Consider the following 19,046-nt stretch of genomic DNA (forward strand, 5'->3'; position numbering starts at 1 on the left):
GTCACTCCTCACGCGTGTCAGTGCAAAGTGACCCGACGGTAACCCCAGTTGTTTACCGCTGGTAACTACCGGGTGCGTTGCGTGAGGGTAACGATTGTTGGACGCGGCGTCAGTAGCGTTGTCGGCCCGGAGCGCCACTGACGCGGTGCTCCGGGTCCGCCATGGGCGCTACCGGGTCACGTCAGGGCACTCTTCGCCGCCCAGTCCTCCCACGACAGGTTCCACGCGCCGTACCCGTTGCCCTCGGCGACCGTGCCCTTGGCCTGTGTGCCGGTCATCTCGAACGGGTCGCCCACCCGCACCTGTCCGTACAGGGCCGCGGCGTCCGCGTCGCTCATCCCGACGCACCCCGAACTCCGGTTGGCCCGACCGAAGACGCCCGCGTTCCACGGGGCCGCGTGCGCGTACATCCCGGACCAGGTCAGCCGCATGGAGTAGTCGACCATCTTGTCGTAGGCGTCGCCCAGGCCCACCGTCTCGGAGCGCATGTTGATCGTGCCCTCCTTCGACATCAGGACCGCCGTGCCCCGCCAGGACGCCTTCTCGCCGCCCGGCGTGCCCGCCGACATCGGGATGTCCAGGACCGGCTTCCCGTCCCGGTGCAGGGCGAGCCGGGACCGGTCGAGGTCGACCTTGACCACCTGGGCCGCGCCGATCGTGAACGTCGTCGTGTAGTCGCGGACGAACCAGCCGCCGTCCGCGCCCGTGTCGACGCCGTTCAGCCGGGCGTCCAGGGTGACCTTCGTGCCGGGCTTCCAGTACTCCCTGGGCCGCCAGTCGACGCGGTCCTTGCCCGAGTGGTCCCGGAGCCAGCCCCAGGAGCCCTCGGTGCCGTTGGACGTGGAGACCTCCAGAGCCCGCTCGACGGCGGCCTTGTTCTTCACGGGGTGGTCGAAGACGACGGACAGCGGCTGGGCGATGCCCACGGTCGTGTTCTTTCCCGGCGCGAGGAGAAGCTTGTTGACCTTTTCCGCCTCTGCGGTGGTGAAGGAGGCCCGGTCGCCGCCGCCCTGCGTGTCCCGTGCCTCGACCGTGTACGCGGTACCGGGGGCGGCGACCCGGTCGGAGGTCCAGGTCCGGCCGTCGGCGGATATCTTCCCCGTCAGCGTGCCGTCCTCGCCTGCCGTCACCGCCACCGTCTTCAGTTTGCCGTGAGCCAGTGTCACCTTCACCGGCCCGCCCGGGGCCGCCGCCGTCCCCCGGAGGTTGACCGAGACGCTGGTGTCGGGCGCCTCGGCCTCCCCGCCCACCTCGGCGGAGACCGAGGGGTCGCCCGAGCACGCGGTGAGCGCGGCGGCGAGCAGGGCCGCGGGCCCGGTCAGGGCGAGCCGGGTCCTCCGGCCGGAGGGGGCGGCGGAACGGCGGACGCGCGGACGTGCGGAACTCAACGGAAAAACCTCCAGGGCAGGGGTGCTACCAGGGGAGAGGCATTTCCCTCATGTCGGGTTCCTTCCTTGCTCCGGAGAAACCTCACCGCCTTGGAGAGACCCCGCCGCCCGGGAGGGACCGCGCCGCCCGGGAGGGACCGCGCCGCCCGGTCCGGCGCACGCTCCACCGCGCGACCCGGCAAAGGCTCTCCACCGCCGGCGGACAGCACGCCGTCGAACAGGGTGCCGCTTCACCGCGTACGGCCACGCACGTCAACTCCGGTTCTTCCCGGGGGGAATCATTGCCGTCCCGCGGCAACCGCGGGGTCAGCCGTCCCGGCGGGCGCCGCGGAGCCTCTCCCGCCTGCCGAGGACGGCCTTCGCGGGGAAGAGGGCGAGCCACCACCACATGGCCGCCTGGGGTGCGAAGAAGGCGATGGGCACGGACGCCCCGAACACGACGATCGTCGCGCCCAGATCGGCGGCGGTGTCCCGCCACTCGCCCACGCCGCGCACCCCGTGCCTCCCTCTCAGCGTCGCGAACATGGCGAGCTGCAACAGGTCGATGAGGCAGATGGTCGCGGCGTACATCGCCACCGCCAACGGCTCGCGGTCCCCGTACTCGGCCAGGAGCGACGTGGGGAACGGAACCAGCGCGATCACGCCGAGCACCGCGAGGGCCAGATGCTGGGGGAGCCCGCCCGTCTTCGCGGACATCAGCAGGATCTGCCGCTGGTCGCGCCAGAAGATGTACAGGATGAGGAAGCTCAGCGCGTAGGCGGCGAGCTGGGGAACGGTCTCGCGCAGCGCGGCGTGGAACTGCCCGGAGTCCAGGTCCGGTGCGACGCGGACCTCGAGCGCCAGGAGCGTCATGGCGATCGCGAAGATGCCGTCGGTCAAGGTGATCAAACGGTCGGGGCGTGCTGGTGAAGGGCTGCCGTTACTCACCCGGGCCACCCTGCTCCCTCGCCCGCGACCGACCGCGAATTGCTCCGACTGCGGGCACGCCGCCCCACCGGTGGACCGCTGGGCGGCCGTCCGGAGCGTCAACCCCTTCGGCGGCCGGTTCACCCTCCGCGGCGGTGAGGGCGAGGAGCGCGCGCGATCTTCAGGCCAGGACGGGAGTGGAGAGGAGCGCGGCGTGGGGCGTGTGGGGCGGGAGCGTCCCCGGTGCGGCGGAGGAACCCGGGAACGGACCGTGATCCGACGTCCAAACGCGTCGCGCGGGGTTGGCCGACGGTCACTCGTGGTCGCTTCACGGGACACGTCGCATGAGTTGAGCTACTGGCTGTTCCGCCCCGCCGCGACCCGTGAGGCACGTGCGCGCGGCGGGGCGCTCCACGAGCATCGACTTGAGGGGAAGACCGATGTCCACACCTTCAGCCCCACTGCGCGTCGCCCTGGCCAACGGCAGTTTCGAAGAGCCCTCGGTGACCGGAGTGGAGATCCTGCCGGACTCCTCGCAGACGCAGGCGGCCAAGCGTGTCCCGGGCTGGCTGACCACCGCCACCGACCACCGGATCGAACTGTGGCGGTCGGGCTTCAACGGGGTGCCCGCGGCCCATGGCGCCCAGTTCGCCGAACTCAACGCGAACCAGGTCTCCACGCTCTACCAGGATCTGCCGAGTACCCCCGGCACGACGCTGTACTGGCGGCTCTACCACCGGGGCCGGCAGGGGGACGACACCATGGCGCTGGACATCGGGGCGCCCGGCTCCACGGTGGAGCAGCGCCGGTTCACCGACGGCACGACCGCCTGGGGCTACTACACGGGCACGTACACGGTGCCGGCCGGCCAGGTCCTGACGCGGTTCGCGTTCCGCTCCATCTCGGCCGCCGGCGGCAACCAGGGCATCGGGAACTTCCTGGACGGCATCTTCTTCGGCACCGCCCCCTACGTGGAACTCGCCAAGGCCGCCGTTCCCGCCGGGCCGCTGGAGGTCGGGGACACCGTCACCTACCGGGTCACGGCCAAGAACGAGGGCGGGGGCGCGGCCGAGGACCTCGTCCTCACCGACGTCATCCCGCGCGGGACGACCTACCTGCCCGGATCCCTGCGCGTCGTGGACGGGCCGAACGCCGGGACCAAGAGCGACGCGCAGGGCGACGACCAAGCGTACTACGACGCGGAGGAGGACAAGGTCGTCTTCCACCTCGGCAACGGCGCCTCGGGGGACGCGGGCGGAAGCCTGCCCAACACCGAGACCCTGCCGGCGGGGACCACCGTGGAGTACCGGGTCGTCATCTCCCGGGAGAGCGGCGGGGAACGGATCAGCAATACGGCGACCGCCACCTACGAGAACCGTCTCGGCGACACACCGCAGCCCCTGACGTCCACGTCCAACGAGCAGATCACCCAGGTCAAGCCCGCCGCCGACCTGACCGTGACGAAGGCCGCCGACGCCACCACGGTCACCGTCGGCCAGACGGTCACCTACCGCGTCACGGTCCGCAACACCGGCCCGAACCCCGCCACCGGGGTCTCCGTCACCGACCGGCTCCCCGAAGGCCTCGCCTTCCTTTCGGCCGACGGAACCCAGGGCGGCCACGACCCGGCGACCGGTCGCTGGGCCGTGGGCGACCTGGCCGACGGCGCCACCGCCACGCTCGTCGTCCGGGCCAAGGCGACCAGGCCAGGACGGGTCGCGAACACCGCCTCGGTCACCGGCCAGGAGAAGGACCCCGACATCACGAATAACACCGACACCGTCACGATCTGCGTGCAACCGGCCCCCTCCTGCTGCGACCCCTGCTCCACCGGCGCCTGAGGGCCGTCCCGCCAGGACCCGCGGGACGGCACCGGCCGGGAGGCCTCCGACGGCACCCCCGCCCACCACGGCCGGTGGGCGGGGGTGCCGCACGGCCATGTCCCGGCCCCCCCCGGGTGCCGGGCCGTGGAGCCGAGCACTTGCATATTGGTAACCAATGAGTTACCAATATGGGGTGGACCCGTTCGACGCCCTGGCCGACCCCGTACGTCGGGACCTGCTGCGCGCCCTCGCCTCCGGCCCGGCCCGGGTGGTCGACCTCGCGGCGCGGCATCCGATCAGCCGGCCCGCGGTGAGCAAGCATCTGCGTGTGCTCACCGAGGCGGGGCTGGTCACCGTCGAGGATCGCGGTCGCGAGCGCCACTACGCGCTCGCCCGTGCGGGCCTCGCGCCGGTCCGCGCCCTGCTCGACGAGCTCGCCGCGCGGCGCCCCCCGATCCCCGAGAGCGCCTTCGACGCCCTCGACCTGGAGGTCCGCAGAACCGTTCACGACCGCCGGGCCGGCGCCGACGCCGCACCCGACGCCGTAAGACCTCAGGAGGAATCCGCATGACCAGCACCCCCACCGGGCGTCGCGTGACCGTCGACGGCCTGGACAGCATCGCCTTCGACCGCACCTTCCGGGCCGGCATCGAGGACGTCTGGGCGGCGGTCACCGAGCCGGAGCGGCTGGCCCGGTGGATCGGCGCATGGACGGGCGACCCGTCGACCGGATCGGTGCGCTTCCGGATGCTCTACGAGGGCGACGAGCACCAGGCCGAGCTTTTCACCATCGAGGAGTGCCGGGCCCCTCGTCGTCTCGTCCTCACGTCACGGGTGCCCGGGCAGGAGTTCGCCTGGCACATGACCCTCACGCTCGTCGAGCACGAGGGCGTCACCACGCTCACGTTCAGCCAGTCCGTCGGCGACGACCCGGCCATGGCGGGCGGGGTCGGCCCCGGCTGGGACTACTACCTCGACCGGCTCGTCGTCGCCGAGACCGGTGGTGACCCGGCATCCGTCGACTTCGGTGACTACCACCCGGTCCACGCGCAGCACTACCTCGACCTGTTCGGCTGAGCCCGAGGGGGCGGCGGGCACGAGGGCCGGGGGGCGCCCGAGAAGACGGACGCCCCCCGGCGCTGATCAGGGGTGATCACCCGGGAGCGGCCGGGTGCCGGTACGTGCCGTCAGAGCGTGCGGGCGGCCGAGGCGATGGCGGAAGCGAAGGTCGAGACCTCGGTGTAGACACCCGGGTAGCCGGGCCGGGCGCAGCCGTAGCCCCAGCTGACGATGCCGACCTGGATCCACTCGTCGGCGTTGTCCTTGCGGAACATCGGGCCGCCGGAGTCACCCTGGCAGGTGTCGACGCCACCGGTGTCGGGGTATCCGGCGCAGATCTCCTCGTTGGCCACGAGCTCGTTGCCGTAGGCGGAGCGGCAGGCGGCGTCGGAGACGAACGGGACGTTGGCCTTGAGCAGGTAGCGCTGCTGGCTGCCGCCCTCGCGGTTGGCGCCCCAGCCGGCGACGGTGAACGTGCCCTGGTTGTAGGCGGTGGTGGTGGCGATCTTCAGCGTGGGCTGGTTGATGGGCTGGGCGAGCTTGATGAGCGCCCAGTCCTTGCCGGTGCCGTTGTAGCCGGGGGCCTGGAGGACCTTGGTGGAGCGGACCTTGACGGCGCTGGACGACTGGAGGTCGACGACGCCGCCGGTGGCGGTGATCGAGGTGTTGTTGCCCGATCCGCTCACGCAGTGGGCGGCGGTGAGGACGATGTCCTGGGCGTAGAGGGCGCCGCCGCAGCCCATGGAGAGCCGGACCATGAAGGGGAACTCGCCCTGGGCGGCGCGGGTTCCGCCGACGACGGGGTTGGGGGCGGCCGAGGCGGTGACGGGCTGGAGGCCGACGACCGCGATGGCGACGGTGGCGACGGCGACGGAGCATCTCTTCAGCGCACGCAGGAAGTGCTTCACGGATTGCCTTCTTTCGTGGGGGGTCGCTGTGGGAACCCCGACGGGGCGCGACGGCATGGTCATGCACCCGTCAAGATGCTGCGATTGTCGGGAACGGGTGGCCGCTGCCACAAGGCGCACATTTCGGCCAAGCTCGTACGCGCCACCACCGCCCCTCCAGGACGCCCGGGTCACGCGGACCGGGGACGCGCCGCCCGGAACGACCCCGTACGGCTGGGAGCGGTCGTGTCACGTACGCCGTGCGGGACCGCCGCCGCGGGGGGCGCCGGACACCCGGCAGAGGGGGCGGGCCGCCCTACCCGTCTGCCGGAGGGCCGGAGCGGGAGGCCCGGTAGGAGCTCCAGTCGGCTCGCCCTCCGGCCCCCAGGACCTCGACGGGCGCGGACAGTTCCCGGCTGGGGCGGGCGCGCAGTTCGCGGCGGGCCGCCCGGGCGACGAGGACCGGGAACAACGGCCGAAGGGGCTGGCACCAGCGGAGCCAGGGCGGGGCGTAGATGTTGCGGCTGCGGCGGGCGATGCCCCGGGTCAGCCACTGGGCGACCTGGGCGGAGCTGTGGACGCGGCGGGCGGGGCGGGGCTGATTGCGGCGCAGCGCTTCGAGGACGGGATCGTCGTCGATGCCGGTGAGCATGTCGGTGCCGGTCCAGTGCAGATAGGCGATGCCGACCCGGACGCCGTCCGGCTCCACCTCACCGCGCAGCGCCAGGGCGAACGACTCGGCCCCCGCCTTGGAGGCGCAGTAGGCGCTCATCATGGGAGCGGCTCCGAACGCCGCGGTGGAGGCGATCTGGAGGAAGTACCCGCGGGTGGCGGTGAGCTGGGGGAGGAAGGCGCGGGCGGTGTCGGCGGAGCCGGTGAGATTGACGTCGATGACGCGCTGCCAGAGCTCGGCGTCGGTGCGGTCGAACGGGCCGCTCACCGCGATCCCGGCGTTGGCCACGACCACGCTCGCCGGCCCGAGCCCCGTTTCCACGCGGCGGGCCGCGTCCGCGAGCGCCGTGCGGTCGGTGATGTCGCACTCGACGCAGATGCTGGGGCCGGAGAGGGACGCGGCGGTCTCCCGCAGGGTCGCCCTTTCCCGGCCGAGCAGGGCGACGTGCATTCCGGCGTCGGAGAGGCTGCGGGCGAGCGCTTCGCCGACGCCGCGAGCGGCACCGGTGACGACCGCGACCCGCCCGTGCAGGGGGCCGCCGGGAACACGGCGGCCGTGGGACCCGTCGGGGCTGTGGTGCATCGGTTCTCCTCGCTCGCTGACCGCGCCACCGCACGGCCGGCCCTCCGCACCACCGTCGAGCCACCGGCCGGCCCCCGCAACCGGGTCTGCGGCACTCGGACCAAGGGCCGGGAAGCGAGGTCGCGAAGAGGGCCCGAGCGCCGGCGAGCATGGGTGCCGGTGCCGGTGCCGGTGTTGCCTGCCCGGTGCGGGTGCGCTCCCCGCATCCGGGTGACTCCGCCCGTGTGAGGGCAGGGGGCCGCTCAGCCTGCGGCCCCGTAGCCCAGCGGTCAGCGGGTCACGGACGGCTCCGTCGGATGCGACGTCGCGAGACGGAGAGCGCCGGCGGGCCGGCCGCGGAGGATCTGCTCCCTCGACTCCCTTGCCCGCTGAGGAATTCGTCTCGTGGGCGCGGGCGAGTCCGAGGCGGTCCTGACGATCCGGCATGCCCGGGGCTACCCTGCGGCGGGAGATCCGTTGACTGGAGGTACGTATGCGCCGTTCCGTCGGCCGGAACACGTCGCTGTTGGCCGTACTCGCCGTGGTCGCGTCGGTGGGAGCCGCCGCCCCGGCGGGCTCGGCGCCGTCCGCCGCCCCGCGTCCCGCGCCGCCCAAGTCCCCGGTGGCGGTGGGCTACGGGGGAGCGGTGGCGAGCGTCGACCCGGACGCGTCGGCCGCCGGGATCGAGGTGCTCCGCAAGGGCGGCAACGCGGTGGACGCGGCCGTGGCGACGGCCGCCGCGCTCGGGGTGACCGAGCCGTACTCGGCGGGCGTCGGCGGCGGTGGCTACTTCGTCCACTACGACGCGAAGAAGCGCCAGGTGCGGACCATCGACGGCCGCGAGACCGCGCCCCGCAGCGCGGACGCCTCCCTCTTCCTGGAGAACGGCAAGCCGATCCCCTTCGAGGAGGGCGTGACCAGCGGTCTCGGCGTCGGCACGCCCGGCACCCCGGCCACCTGGGAGCGGGCCCTGGACGCGTGGGGCAGCAAGTCCCTCCGTACGCTGCTGAAACCGGCCGAGCGCCTGGCCAGGGACGGCTTCGTCGTGGACGGCACCTTCCGCTCGCAGACGGCCTCCAACCAGGCCCGGTTCGCCGACTTCCCGGCCTCCGCCGAGCTGTTCCTGCCGGGCGGTGAACTCCCCGTGGTCGGCTCCGTGTTCAAGAACCCCGACCTGGCCCGTACGTACGAGAAGCTCGGCCGCGAGGGCGTCGGGGCCCTGTACCGGGGTGAGTTGGCCGACGACATCGTCCGTACGGTGCGCAATCCGCCCGTCGATCCCGACGCCACCCGGGTGGTGCGGCCCGGCGATCTGACCCGCGCCGACCTCGCCGCCTACCGGACCCTGCGCCAGGACCCCACCAGGGTGAACTACCGGGGCCTGGACGTCTACGGTATGGCCCCCTCCTCGTCCGGCGGCACCGGCGTCGGCGAGGCCCTCAACATCCTGGAGTCCACCGACCTCTCCCGCGCGGACCGGGTGCGCTACCTCCACCGCCTGATCGAGGCGAGCCGGATCGCGTTCGCCGACCGGGGACGCTGGGTCGGCGACCCCGCGTTCGAGGACGTGCCCACGAAGGGGCTGCTGAGCCAGCGGTTCGCCGACGCGCGGGAGTGCCTGATCCGCGACGACAGGGCGCTGACCAGCCCGCTGGCGCCGGGCGACCCTCGGCACCCGGAGCGGTGCGGCAGCGGCGGCACGGCCGCGCCCACCACCTTCGAGGGCGAGAACACCACCCACCTCACGACGGCCGACAAGTGGGGCAACGTCGTCGCCTACACCCTAACCATCGAGTCCACCGGAGGCAGCGCCATCACCGTGCCCGGTCGGGGGTTCCTGCTCAACAACGAACTGACCGACTTCTCCTTCGCGCCCGCCAACCCGGCGGTCCACGACCCGAACCTGCCGGGACCGGGCAAGCGGCCGCGTTCTTCGATGTCGCCCACCATCGTGCTGGAGCACGGCAAGCCGGTGCTCGCGCTCGGCTCGCCGGGCGGGGCCACGATCATCACGACCGTGCTCCAGTCGCTCACCGGTCACCTGGACCGGGGGCTCCCGCTGGTCGACGCGATCGCCGCGCCGCGCGCCAGCCAGCGCAACACGCCGACGACGGAGATCGAGCCGGAGCTGTGGAACAGCCCGGTCCGCGCGGAGTTGGAGAAGCTCGGCCACGCCTTCAAGCAGAATCCGGAGATCGGGGCCGCCACCGGGGTGCAGCGGCTGCCCGACGGCCGCTGGCTGGCGGCGGCGGAAAAGGTGCGCCGCGGCGGCGGTTCGGCCATGGTGGTGCATCCGGGCGGCGGTCGCTGAGCCGCCCGGACGAAGCACGGGCCCCGGGGCCGGCACCACGCGTGACAGCGCGCGGTGCCGGCCCCGCGGCCTTGGCGTGCCGGCGAGGGGATCCGTACGGGATTCCCTCGCCGGCCCACGGAACGGAAAGGGGTCCTCCGCACCATGCGCACCCGCGTGCTCGCCCTCACATCCGCCGCCTGCTGCGCCGCACTCCTCGGAGCGGCGGCCCTGCCCGCGTCCGCCACCGGCCCCGGGGCCGGCCAGGAGCCATTGGCGGCCGAAGCGGGCGCGCCCGCGACCGCCGCCGAACTGCTGGCCGAGGTCCGCGCCTGCTCCCGGATCTCGAAAGGCGCCTACCGCACGGACAGCGGAGCCTCCAGGGCCACGGTGCCCGTCTGCGGCACCGGGGACGCCGTCTTCTGGAAGGCGGACATGGACATCGACTGCGACGGGCGCGAGACGAAGGCCTGCAGCCGGAAGACCGATCCGTACTTCCTCCCGGAGACCGCGTTCCCGAGCTCCCGCGGCGAACCCCTGGACTCCGCCGTCCTCCCCCATGTGGTCGTACCGGGGGCGAGCAAGGTGTGGGACTACCGCAGGTCGGGACTCACCGGCGGCAGCGTCGTGGCGGTCGTGTACCGGGACCGGGTGCGCTACGGCGTGATCGGCGACACCGGTCCCACGGGGATCATCGGGGAAGCGTCGTACGCCATGGCGAAGACCCTGGGCATCGACCCCGACCCGTCGACCGGGGGCGCCGAGTCCGGGGTCACCTACATCGCGTTCAAGGACTCCCGCGTCTCCCCGATCGAGAGCCGCGCGCGGGCGCGGAGCCGGGGAGCCGAACGGGCCCGGGAGTTCGTCGGGCGCTGACACGCGGGCGGGGCCCGCGCGGGACACCGCCCGCCACAACGACCTCGGGCCGGGGCAACGCCGGGTGGCGGCGGCCGGCCCGGCCGGCCGCTCGAACCCGTCCGTTGTCGAACCGAGCGCCCGGCGCGCCGCACCCCTCCGACGGGAAACCTCCTGGGCGGCGCCCGGGAGCCGTCCCGGGCGCACCGCCTACAGCGCGGTCAGGACGCGCGGGCCGTCGTTCGTGATCGCCACCGTGTGCTCGGCGTGCGAGGCGCGGGTGCCGTCGGTGGTCCGCAGCGTCCAGCCGTCCTCGTCGTGGCGGAACTCGTCGCCGCCCCCGGCGATCAGCATGGGCTCGATCGCCAGGACCATGCCGTGCCGCAGCGGCATGCCGCGCCCCGGCCGGCCCTCGTTCGGCACGGACGGGTCCTCGTGCATGGACCTGCCGATCCCGTGGCCGCCGTACCCCTCCAGGATGCCGTAGCCGGCCTTCCGGCAGACCGTGCCGATCGCGTGGGCGATGTCGCCGATGCGGTTGCCGGGCACGGCCGCGCCGATCCCGGCCGCCAGGGCCTCGTTCGCCGTGTCGATGAGCCGGGTGTCCGCGGGGCGGGCCTCGCCCACGGTGAAGCTGATCGCCGAGTCTCCGGCCCAGCCGCCCAGGAGGGCTCCCGCGTCCACGCTGACCAGGTCCCCGTCGCGCAGCGGATCGGCCGACGGGATGCCGTGGACGATCGCGTCGTTGACCGAGACGCAGATGACGGCCGGGAACGGGGTGGGCGCGAAGTGCGGCCTGTAGTTCAGGAACGGCGAGGAGGCCCCGGCCGCGCTGAGCACCTCGCGGGCCGCCTCGTCCAGTTGGCGGGGGGTCACGCCGACCGCCGCCACCTCCCGCGCCCGGGTCAGGATCTGCGCGACCACCCGGCCGGCCTCCCGCATCGCCGCGATGTGTGTGTCCGTCTTGATGTGCACCATGCCCATTACTATACCGGTAGAAGCGGTATAGTAATGACGGTATAGAAATGGTATTCCGTAGTACGATGGGCCCATGGTCCGTACCCCTCTGACACCCGAAGAACGTCTGCGCGGCGAACGGCTCGGTGCGCTGCTCCGTGCGGCGCGCGGCGAACGCAGCATGGCCGCCGTCGCCGCGAGCGCCGGAATCTCCGCGGAGACCCTGCGGAAGATCGAGACCGGTCGCGCACCGACCCCCGCCTTCTTCACCGTGGCCGCCCTCGCCGGTGCGCTGGGCCTCTCCCTGGACGAGATCCTCGGCCACTGCGCGCCCGAACCGGCCGCCACTCCGCTGATCGCGTAGCGCCTTTCGGGTGAGCCCTGACCGGCGGGCCGGCCCCCGGGGCGCGTAGGGTCGCGCCGTGACTCTCCAGGACTTCGCACGCAGCGAGTACGTCAGCCTGACCACGTACCGGAAGAACGGCACGCCCGTCGCCACGCCCGTCTGGGCCGCCGCCGAGGGCGATGTGCTGTACGTCTGGACCCGCTCCGACTCATGGAAGGTCAAGCGGCTGCGCAACAACGGCAAGGTGGCCGTCACCGTCTGCGACGTACGCGGCAGAATCGCCGAGGGAGCCCCCAGTGCGGAGGGCACCGCGACCCTCCTCGACGAGGACGGCACCCGCGCGGCGCGCAAACTGCTGGCGCGCAAGTACACCTGGAAGTTCTGGCTCGTCGACTGGCCCGCCACCGTCGCCCGGCTCGGCAAGCGCCCGCACACCGGGATCGCCATCACCTTCTGAGGCCCGCGCGCCCTCCCCGGAGAAGGGGGAGGGCCCGCCGCCGAGCGGTGTGCTCACGCCGCAGCGTGCCCGAAAGCCGCGCGTAGCCGTCCCGTAACACGTCTGAGGTCCAATGCCTCCGGACGGGCGGGGCTCCGGTCGGCGATCGGCGAGGGCGGCTATGACGGTGCATCAGAAGGCGGACGAAGTAGGTGAGTTCGCGCAATATCTGCGGGAGCTGGTGGCGCGACTGGACCCCGGAAGCGGCTGGTACGGGGTCTTCGCCCGACGCGACCCGGCCGGTATGCGGTCCTGCCTGGACGGGGTGGAGATCCCGCCCTGGGACGTGGTGGAGTCGTTGCTCGCGGACCTCGCCTCCCTCTACGGCTCCCGGCACGCCGAACAGGTCTCGGTCCGGGCCGCCGCGCTCTACTCCGCGTCCGCTGCCAGCCATGACCGGCGGCCCGGTGGACGCCAGGAGCTGGTCCACCGTCTGGAGCTGATGGTCCGAGAGCAGCAACAGGCGGCCCGACGCCTGCGCGGCGCCGGACCCGGCGGCCCGGACCCGGCGGAACCGGAAGCGCGGGCCTGGGCCCGCGACGACCACGAACGCGCCACCGCCCGCTGCGCCGAGCTGCGGGGCCGGCTGGCGGCCGTGACGGTCCCCGAGGGCTGGTTCCGGACGGAGGTCCCCGACGGGCGGGGGACGGGGGCCGACGGGGCTTTCGAGCCGGACGGGGCCGCCGGGCAGCCCGTCGTGGGCGGCGGGCCGCCCGCCGCGACCGCCGTGTCCTCCGCCGCGCCCGCCGGGCCTGCCTGGTCGCTCAGGGCCCCACGGCCGCGTGCCGGGACTCCGGACGCGGCGGCCGGGCATCCGAGCCCCGGCGCGGCCGGGAGCGGCCACGGGCCCCGGGCCGCCGCGCCCGCACACGCCCCCGCCCCGGCACGTGCGCCCGCACATGACCCGGCCCCGCAACACGCCCCCGCCCCGGGGCACACCCCCGCACACGCCCCCGCCCCGGCGCAGTCCCCCGCGCCCCGTCGCCGGAAGCCGCGAGGAGCCCGGTTCGCCGGTCTGGACGTCGAGGAGGAGGCCGGCGGCGCGGACTCGCCGCTGCCCGGTCCGCCCGCGCCCGCCGGCTCGGGCCCGCCCGCCCCGCGCGGTGCCCGCTTCGGCGGGGGCGCGAGCGCGGGGGAGGAGCGGCGCGAGGGCCCGGGCGCGGTCGGGCCGGGCGGCGCGCCGGACGTCCCGCCGGATCAGGACGCCCTGGCGGATCCGATCGCCGGGCGGGCCGTCGCCGGGGCCGTCGCCCGACTGGTCCGGCTGCGCGCCGAAGGGCTCGGCGGTGAGGCGCACGCGGTCCTCTGCGAGGTCGCGGCCTGGCCCGCGCCCCGGCTGCCGGTGCTCGCGGTGGCCCTGCGCCGGGCCGGGCTCGCCGCCGACTGGGCCACCCTGCTCTGGGAGGTGTCCTCGCTGCCGCCCGCCGGGTTCGCCGCCGCCGCGGGCGCGCTGGCCGACGCCGGGCGCGCGGCGGACTGCGGGCTCCTGCTGCGTCAGGGCGTCGCCCGGCCCGCCGCCGAGGTGGCCGAGGCGGTGCTCGCCCTGGACGGCGCCGACCGGGAGCGGGAGGCGCGGGACCTGCTCGAAGCCTTCGTCCGCGTACGGACTCCGCGGGAGGCCGCCGAACTGGCCGGGACCGGCGGACCCCGGCTGCTGCCACTCCTCCGGGCGGCGGCCCGCGAGGTGTCGTCGGAACGCGGATGGGACCTGGTGCACGCGCTGCGGGTGGCGGGCGTACCGGGCGTCTGAGACCACGGTGTGCTGCCCGGGAGTACGGAGCCCCGGCACGGTCCTCCGGCGCGTTCTGACGCCCTCGGGACCGGCTTGAGCACCACCGCGGATCGGGGTCGTGCCCGTTGTGGACCGGTCGGGTGCGAAACATGATCGACTCCGCCGGTTCACGGCGATGGTCTTGCCCCGCCGGACGGAGGGGCTTACGTTCTCCATCCATGCACCGATCTACGTGCGTAGAGAAAGCGTGCAGGCTCTCTGACGCCGCGTCGAAGGAGCAGCTCATGTCCCACGTCGTACGCGCCGCACTCGTCCAGGCGACCTGGACCGGCGACACCGAATCGATGATTGCCAAGCACGAGGAACACGCGCGCGAGGCCGCCCGGCAGGGGGCGGGGATCATCGGCTTCCAGGAGGTGTTCAACGCCCCCTACTTCTGCCAGGTCCAGGAGCCCGAGCACTACCGCTGGGCCGAGCCGGTCCCGGACGGCCCGACCGTCAGGCGCATGCAGGACCTGGCCCGGGAGACCGGCATGGTGATCGTCGTCCCGGTCTTCGAGATCGAGCAGTCCGGCTTCTACTACAACACCGCGGCCGTGATCGACGCCGACGGCTCCTACCTCGGCAAGTACCGCAAGCACCACATCCCGCAGGTCAAGGGGTTCTGGGAGAAGTACTACTTCAAGCCCGGCAACGCCGGCTGGCCGGTCTTCGACACCGCCGTCGGCAAGGTCGGCGTCTACATCTGCTACGACCGGCACTTCCCCGAGGGCTGGCGGCAACTCGGACTCGGTGGAGCGCAGTTGGTGTACAACCCCTCGGCCACCTCACGTGGACTATCCAGCCACCTCTGGCAGTTGGAGCAGCCGGCCTCCGCCGTCGCCAACGAGTACTTCGTCGCGGCGATCAACCGGGTCGGCCGGGAGGAGTACGGCGACAACGACTTCTACGGCACCAGCTACTTCGTCGACCCGCGCGGCCAGTTCGTCGGGGAGGTCGCCAGCGACAAGGAGGAGGAACTCGTCGTCCGCGACCTGGACTTCGACCTGATCGAGGAGGTCCGGCAGCAGTGGGCGTTCTACCGGGACCGACGCCCCGACGCCTATGACGGGCTGGTGGAGCCGTGACCGGTCTGTACGAGCGCCACCTCGCCGTCAGCCCCGAGTGGCTGGCCCTCTACTACCGCCACCCCCTCGAACTCACCCACGGCGAGGGCCGCCACGTCTGGGACGCGGACGGCAACCGCTATCTGGACTTCTTCGGCGGCATCCTCACCACGATGACCGCCCACGCCCTGCCGGAGGTGACCAAGGCGGTCGCCGAACAGGCCGGGCGGATCATCCACTCCTCCACCCTCTACCTCAACCGCCCCATGGTGGAGATGGCCGAGCGGATCGCCGCCCTCTCCGGCATCCCCGACGCCCGGGTCTTCTTCACCACCTCCGGCACCGAGGCCAACGACACGGCCCTGCTGCTCGCCACCGCGTACCGCAGGTCCAACCAGATCCTCGCGATGCGCAACAGCTACCACGGCCGGTCGTTCTCCACGGTCTCCATCACCGGCAACCAGGCCTGGTCGCCCACGAGTCTCTCCCCGCTCCAGACCCTGTACGTCCACGGCGGCGTCCGCACCCGGGGCCCGTACGCCGAGCTGAGCGACGAGGCGTTCGTCCGGGCGTGCGTCGCCGACCTGGAGGACCTCCTCGGGCACACCCGCCGGCCCGCGGCCCTGATCGCCGAACCCGTCCAGGGCGTCGGCGGTTTCACCTCCCCGCCCGACGGCCTGTTCGCCGCCTTCCGGGAGGTCCTGGACCGGCACGGGGTGCTGTGGATCTCGGACGAGGTGCAGACCGGCTGGGGCCGGACCGGCGACCACTTCTGGGGCTGGCAGGCGCACGCCGAGAACGGACCGCCGGACATCCTCACCTTCGCCAAGGGCATCGGCAACGGCATGTCGGTCGGGGGAGTGGTGGCCCGGGCCGAGGTGATGAACTGCCTCGACGCCAACTCCATCTCCACCTTCGGCGGTTCGCCGATCACCATGGCGGCCTCGCTCGCCAACCTCTCGTACCTCCTGGAGCGCGACCTCCAGGGCAACGCGCGGCGCGTCGGCGGGCTCCTCATCGAACGCCTGCGGTCCGTCGCCGCGGCCTCGCCCGCCGTCCGCGAGGTGCGCGGCCGGGGCCTGATGATCGGCATCGAGCTGGTGAGGCCCGGCACCGACGAGGCCGACCCCGAAGCCGCCGCGGCCGTCCTCGAAGCGGCCCGCGCGGGCGGGCTCCTCATCGGCAAGGGCGGCGGCCACAGCACCAGCGTGCTCCGCATCGCCCCACCGCTGACCCTGACCGTCGCCGAGGCCGAGGAAGGCGCGGCGATCCTCGCGGACGCCCTGCACGCGGCGGGCTGACCCCCGTCCGGCGGGGCCCGTACGTATACGAACCGCGCGGGGCCGCCCCCGGCCGTACGCCCACGGACCGGCCGGGGCGCCCCGCAGTGAGGAGCACCCATGAGCCGCACCGTCATCCACGGTGGCCTGGTCATCACCGCGTCCGACGAGATCCACGCCGACGTGCTCGTCGAGGGCGGCCGTATCGTCGCGCTCGCCGCCCACGGGACCGACGCCGCCGAGAGCTGGAGCGCCGACCGGCGGATCGACGCGACGGGCAAGTACGTCATCCCGGGCGGCGTCGACGGGCACACCCACATGGAGATGCCGTTCGGCGGAACGTACGCCGCCGACACCTTCGAGACCGGCACCCGGGCCGCCGCCTGGGGCGGCACCACCACCATCGTCGACTTCGCGATCCAGAGCGTGGGCCGCTCCCTGCGCGAAGGGCTCGACGCCTGGTACGCCAAGGCCGACGGCAACTGCGCCATCGACTACGCCTTCCACATGATCCTCGCCGACGTGAACCCCTCCTCGCTCAAGGAGATGGACCTCCTCGTCTCCGAGGGCGTCACCTCCTTCAAGCTGTTCATGGCCTACCCCGGGGTCTTCTACAGCGACGACGGCCAGATCCTGCGCGCCATGCAAAGGGCCTCCGGCAACGGGGGACTGATCATGATGCACGCGGAGAACGGCATCGCCATCGACGTCCTGGTCGAGCAGGCGCTCGCCGAGGGCCGCACCGACCCCCGCTACCACGGGGACGTGCGCAAGGTCGCCCTGGAGGCCGAGGCCACCCACCGGGCCGTCCAGCTCGCCCGGGTCGCCGGATCCCCCCTCTACGTCGTCCACGTCTCCGCCGACGAGGCCGTGGCGGAGATCGCCGCCGCCCGCCACCAGGGCCTCCCGGTCTTCGGCGAGACCTGCCCGCAGTACCTGTTCCTCTCCACCGACAACCTCGCCGAGCCCGACTTCGAGGGCGCCAAGTACGTCTGCTCCACCCCGCTGCGCCCCAAGGAGCACCAGGAAGCCCTCTGGCGGGGCCTGCGGAACAACGAACTCCAGGTCGTCTCCACCGACCACTGCCCCTTCTGCTTCTCGGGCCAGAAGGAGATGGGCCGCGGCGACTTCTCCAAGATCCCCAACGGTATGCCCGGTGTCGAACACCGCATGGACCTGCTCCACCAGGCCGTCGTGGACGGGCACATCACCCGCCGCCGCTGGATCGAGATCGCCTGCGCCTCCCCGGCCCGGATGTTCGGCCTCTACCCGAAGAAGGGCACCATCGCCCCGGGGGCCGACGCCGACATCGTCATCTACGACCCGGCCGCCGAGCAGACCCTCTCCGCCGAGACCCACCACATGAACGTCGACTACTCGGCATACGAGGGCAAACGCATCACCGGCCGGGTCGAGACCGTGCTCTCGCGCGGCGAACTCGTCATCGAAGAGGGGGAGTTCACCGGCCGCGCCGGACACGGCAGGTACACCCCCCGTGCCACCAGTCAGTACCTCGACTAGGAGATCCCGCCATGGACTTCGGCCTCGTCCTCCAGACGGACCCGCCCGCCTCCGCCGTCGTCGGCCTGATGCGGCGCGCCGAACGCAACGGCTTCCGCTACGGCTGGACCTTCGACTCGGCGGTGCTCTGGCAGGAGCCGTTCGTCATCTACAGCCGCATCCTGGAGCACACGGAGAAGCTGACCGTGGGTCCCATGGTCACCAACCCGGGCACCCGAACCTGGGAGGTCACCGCCTCGACCTTCGCCACCCTCAACGACATGTACGGCAACCGCACCGTCTGCGGCATCGGTCGCGGCGACTCCGCGATGCGCGTCGCGGGCCGCAGGCCCAACACCCTGGCCCGGCTCGGCGAGGCCATCGACGTCATCCGGGACCTCGCGGAGGGCCGGGAGGCGACCGTCGACGGGCAGCCCGTGCAGCTCCCCTGGGTGAAGGACGGGAAGCTCCCGGTGTGGATGGCGGCCTACGGGCCCAAGGCCCTGGCGCTGGCCGGGCAGAAGGCCGACGGGTTCATCCTCCAGCTCGCCGACCCCTTCCTCACCGAGTGGATGATCAAGGCGGTACGGGACGCGGCGTCCGACGCCGGACGGGACCCGGACTCCGTCACCATCTGCGTCGCCGCCCCCGCCTACGTCGGCGACGACCTCGACCACGCCCGCGAGCAGTGCCGCTGGTTCGGCGGGATGGTCGGCAACCACGTGGCGGACCTGGTCGCCCGCTACGGCGAGCACTCCGGCCTGGTGCCGGAGGCCTTGACCGCGTACATCGCCGGACGCTCCGGCTACGACTACAGCCACCACGGGCGCGCCGGCAACCCGGACACCGCCTTCGTCCCGGACGAGATCGTCGACCGGTTCTGTCTGCTCGGTCCCGCCGAGGCGCACATCGAGAAGCTCCGGGCGCTCAGGGACATGGGCGTCGACCAGTTCGCGCTGTACAACATGCACGACGCCCGCGAGGCGACCATCGACGCCTACGGGGCCGAGATCATCCCGGCCCTGACCGCGTGACCGCCTGACGCTCCGTCCCCCTCGCGCTTCGCACGCACACCCCCGCACACCCCGCACGGCCCGCACACCCCGCACGGCCCGCACCACCCGCTCGGCCCGCACCACCCGCACCGCCCCGCACGGCACCGCTCCCGAGCGAAGGGCCCGTCCGCC

Annotated in this window: 17 protein-coding genes; 12 read left to right on the forward strand and 5 right to left on the reverse strand. The window is 73.0% G+C overall.

The features are described 5' to 3' along the window. Positions 1–176: 176 nt before the first annotated feature. Both DTB53_RS11385 and DTB53_RS11390 read right to left on the reverse strand, forming a co-directional pair. Entirely contained in the window at positions 177–1,388 is a 1,212-nt protein-coding gene (locus DTB53_RS11385) for a L,D-transpeptidase (RefSeq protein ID WP_012378409.1), read from the reverse strand. 306 nt (positions 1,389–1,694) lie between these two features. After that, complete coding sequence (locus DTB53_RS11390; RefSeq protein WP_003965154.1) at positions 1,695–2,324, reverse strand: TMEM175 family protein; 630 nt, start codon at positions 2,322–2,324, stop codon at positions 1,695–1,697. A gap of 410 nt (positions 2,325–2,734) precedes the next feature. Between DTB53_RS11390 and DTB53_RS11395 the strand changes: the two genes are divergently transcribed. The 3 genes from DTB53_RS11395 to DTB53_RS11410 all read left to right on the forward strand — a co-directional run bounded on the left by DTB53_RS11395 (position 2,735) and on the right by DTB53_RS11410 (position 5,194). Further along, positions 2,735–4,135, forward strand: coding sequence for a CLIPPER-2 domain-containing protein (locus tag DTB53_RS11395; protein ID WP_172595254.1), 1,401 nt, complete (start codon positions 2,735–2,737; stop codon positions 4,133–4,135). 157 nt (positions 4,136–4,292) lie between these two features. Continuing rightward, positions 4,293–4,688, forward strand: coding sequence for an ArsR/SmtB family transcription factor (locus DTB53_RS11405; protein ID WP_003965152.1), 396 nt, complete (start codon positions 4,293–4,295; stop codon positions 4,686–4,688). Beyond that, positions 4,685–5,194, forward strand: coding sequence for an SRPBCC family protein (locus DTB53_RS11410; protein ID WP_003965151.1), 510 nt, complete (start codon positions 4,685–4,687; stop codon positions 5,192–5,194). Before DTB53_RS11405 ends, DTB53_RS11410 begins: the two co-directional genes overlap by 4 nt. A 110-nt stretch (positions 5,195–5,304) precedes the next feature. Here the strand turns inward: DTB53_RS11410 and DTB53_RS11415 are convergent, their stop codons facing one another. Continuing rightward, positions 5,305–6,084: a S1 family peptidase gene (locus tag DTB53_RS11415; protein WP_003965150.1), complete on the reverse strand. Its 780-nt coding sequence runs from the start codon at positions 6,082–6,084 to the stop codon at positions 5,305–5,307. A gap of 295 nt (positions 6,085–6,379) precedes the next feature. After that, the gene (locus tag DTB53_RS11420; protein WP_012378407.1) at positions 6,380–7,318 is read right to left on the reverse strand and encodes an SDR family oxidoreductase; all 939 of its coding nucleotides are present in this window, start codon (positions 7,316–7,318) and stop codon (positions 6,380–6,382) included. Positions 7,319–7,790: 472 nt separating this feature from the next. Between DTB53_RS11420 and ggt the strand changes: the two genes are divergently transcribed. Both ggt and DTB53_RS11430 read left to right on the forward strand, forming a co-directional pair. Beyond that, positions 7,791–9,608, forward strand: a complete 1,818-nt coding sequence (ggt, locus tag DTB53_RS11425) for a gamma-glutamyltransferase (protein WP_012378406.1) — start codon at positions 7,791–7,793, stop codon at positions 9,606–9,608. Between the two features lie 144 nt (positions 9,609–9,752). Continuing rightward, a complete protein-coding gene (locus DTB53_RS11430) occupies positions 9,753–10,463 on the forward strand; it encodes a glycoside hydrolase family 75 protein (protein WP_012378405.1) in 711 nt (236 codons plus the stop codon). Between the two features lie 189 nt (positions 10,464–10,652). Here the strand turns inward: DTB53_RS11430 and map are convergent, their stop codons facing one another. Beyond that, complete coding sequence (gene map / locus DTB53_RS11435; RefSeq protein ID WP_012378404.1) at positions 10,653–11,420, reverse strand: type I methionyl aminopeptidase; 768 nt, start codon at positions 11,418–11,420, stop codon at positions 10,653–10,655. A gap of 73 nt (positions 11,421–11,493) precedes the next feature. Here map and DTB53_RS11440 point away from each other — a divergent pair, with 73 nt between their 5' ends. The 7 genes from DTB53_RS11440 to DTB53_RS11470 all read left to right on the forward strand — a co-directional run bounded on the left by DTB53_RS11440 (position 11,494) and on the right by DTB53_RS11470 (position 18,893). Then, entirely contained in the window at positions 11,494–11,763 is a 270-nt protein-coding gene (locus DTB53_RS11440) for a helix-turn-helix domain-containing protein (RefSeq protein ID WP_003965145.1), read from the forward strand. A gap of 58 nt (positions 11,764–11,821) precedes the next feature. After that, complete coding sequence (locus DTB53_RS11445; RefSeq protein ID WP_012378403.1) at positions 11,822–12,202, forward strand: PPOX class F420-dependent oxidoreductase; 381 nt, start codon at positions 11,822–11,824, stop codon at positions 12,200–12,202. Positions 12,203–12,362: 160 nt separating this feature from the next. Next, positions 12,363–13,991, forward strand: coding sequence for a hypothetical protein (locus DTB53_RS11450; RefSeq protein ID WP_042495742.1), 1,629 nt, complete (start codon positions 12,363–12,365; stop codon positions 13,989–13,991). A gap of 266 nt (positions 13,992–14,257) precedes the next feature. Next, positions 14,258–15,100 (forward strand): nitrilase-related carbon-nitrogen hydrolase, encoded by an 843-nt coding sequence (locus tag DTB53_RS11455; protein ID WP_012378401.1) that lies wholly within the window; start codon positions 14,258–14,260, stop codon positions 15,098–15,100. Then, on the forward strand, positions 15,097–16,380 hold the full coding sequence (locus DTB53_RS11460; protein ID WP_003965141.1) for an aspartate aminotransferase family protein: 1,284 nt from the start codon (positions 15,097–15,099) through the stop codon (positions 16,378–16,380). The genes DTB53_RS11455 and DTB53_RS11460 overlap by 4 nt, the downstream gene beginning before the upstream one ends. A gap of 99 nt (positions 16,381–16,479) precedes the next feature. Further along, positions 16,480–17,880, forward strand: coding sequence for a dihydropyrimidinase (gene hydA, locus DTB53_RS11465; protein ID WP_012378400.1), 1,401 nt, complete (start codon positions 16,480–16,482; stop codon positions 17,878–17,880). Between the two features lie 11 nt (positions 17,881–17,891). Next, entirely contained in the window at positions 17,892–18,893 is a 1,002-nt protein-coding gene (locus DTB53_RS11470; protein WP_012378399.1) for a TIGR03842 family LLM class F420-dependent oxidoreductase, read from the forward strand. The last annotated feature ends 153 nt before the right edge of the window (positions 18,894–19,046 follow it).

This window comes from Streptomyces griseus (assembly GCF_900460065.1).
Classification (GTDB): Bacteria; Actinomycetota; Actinomycetes; order Streptomycetales; family Streptomycetaceae; genus Streptomyces; species Streptomyces griseus.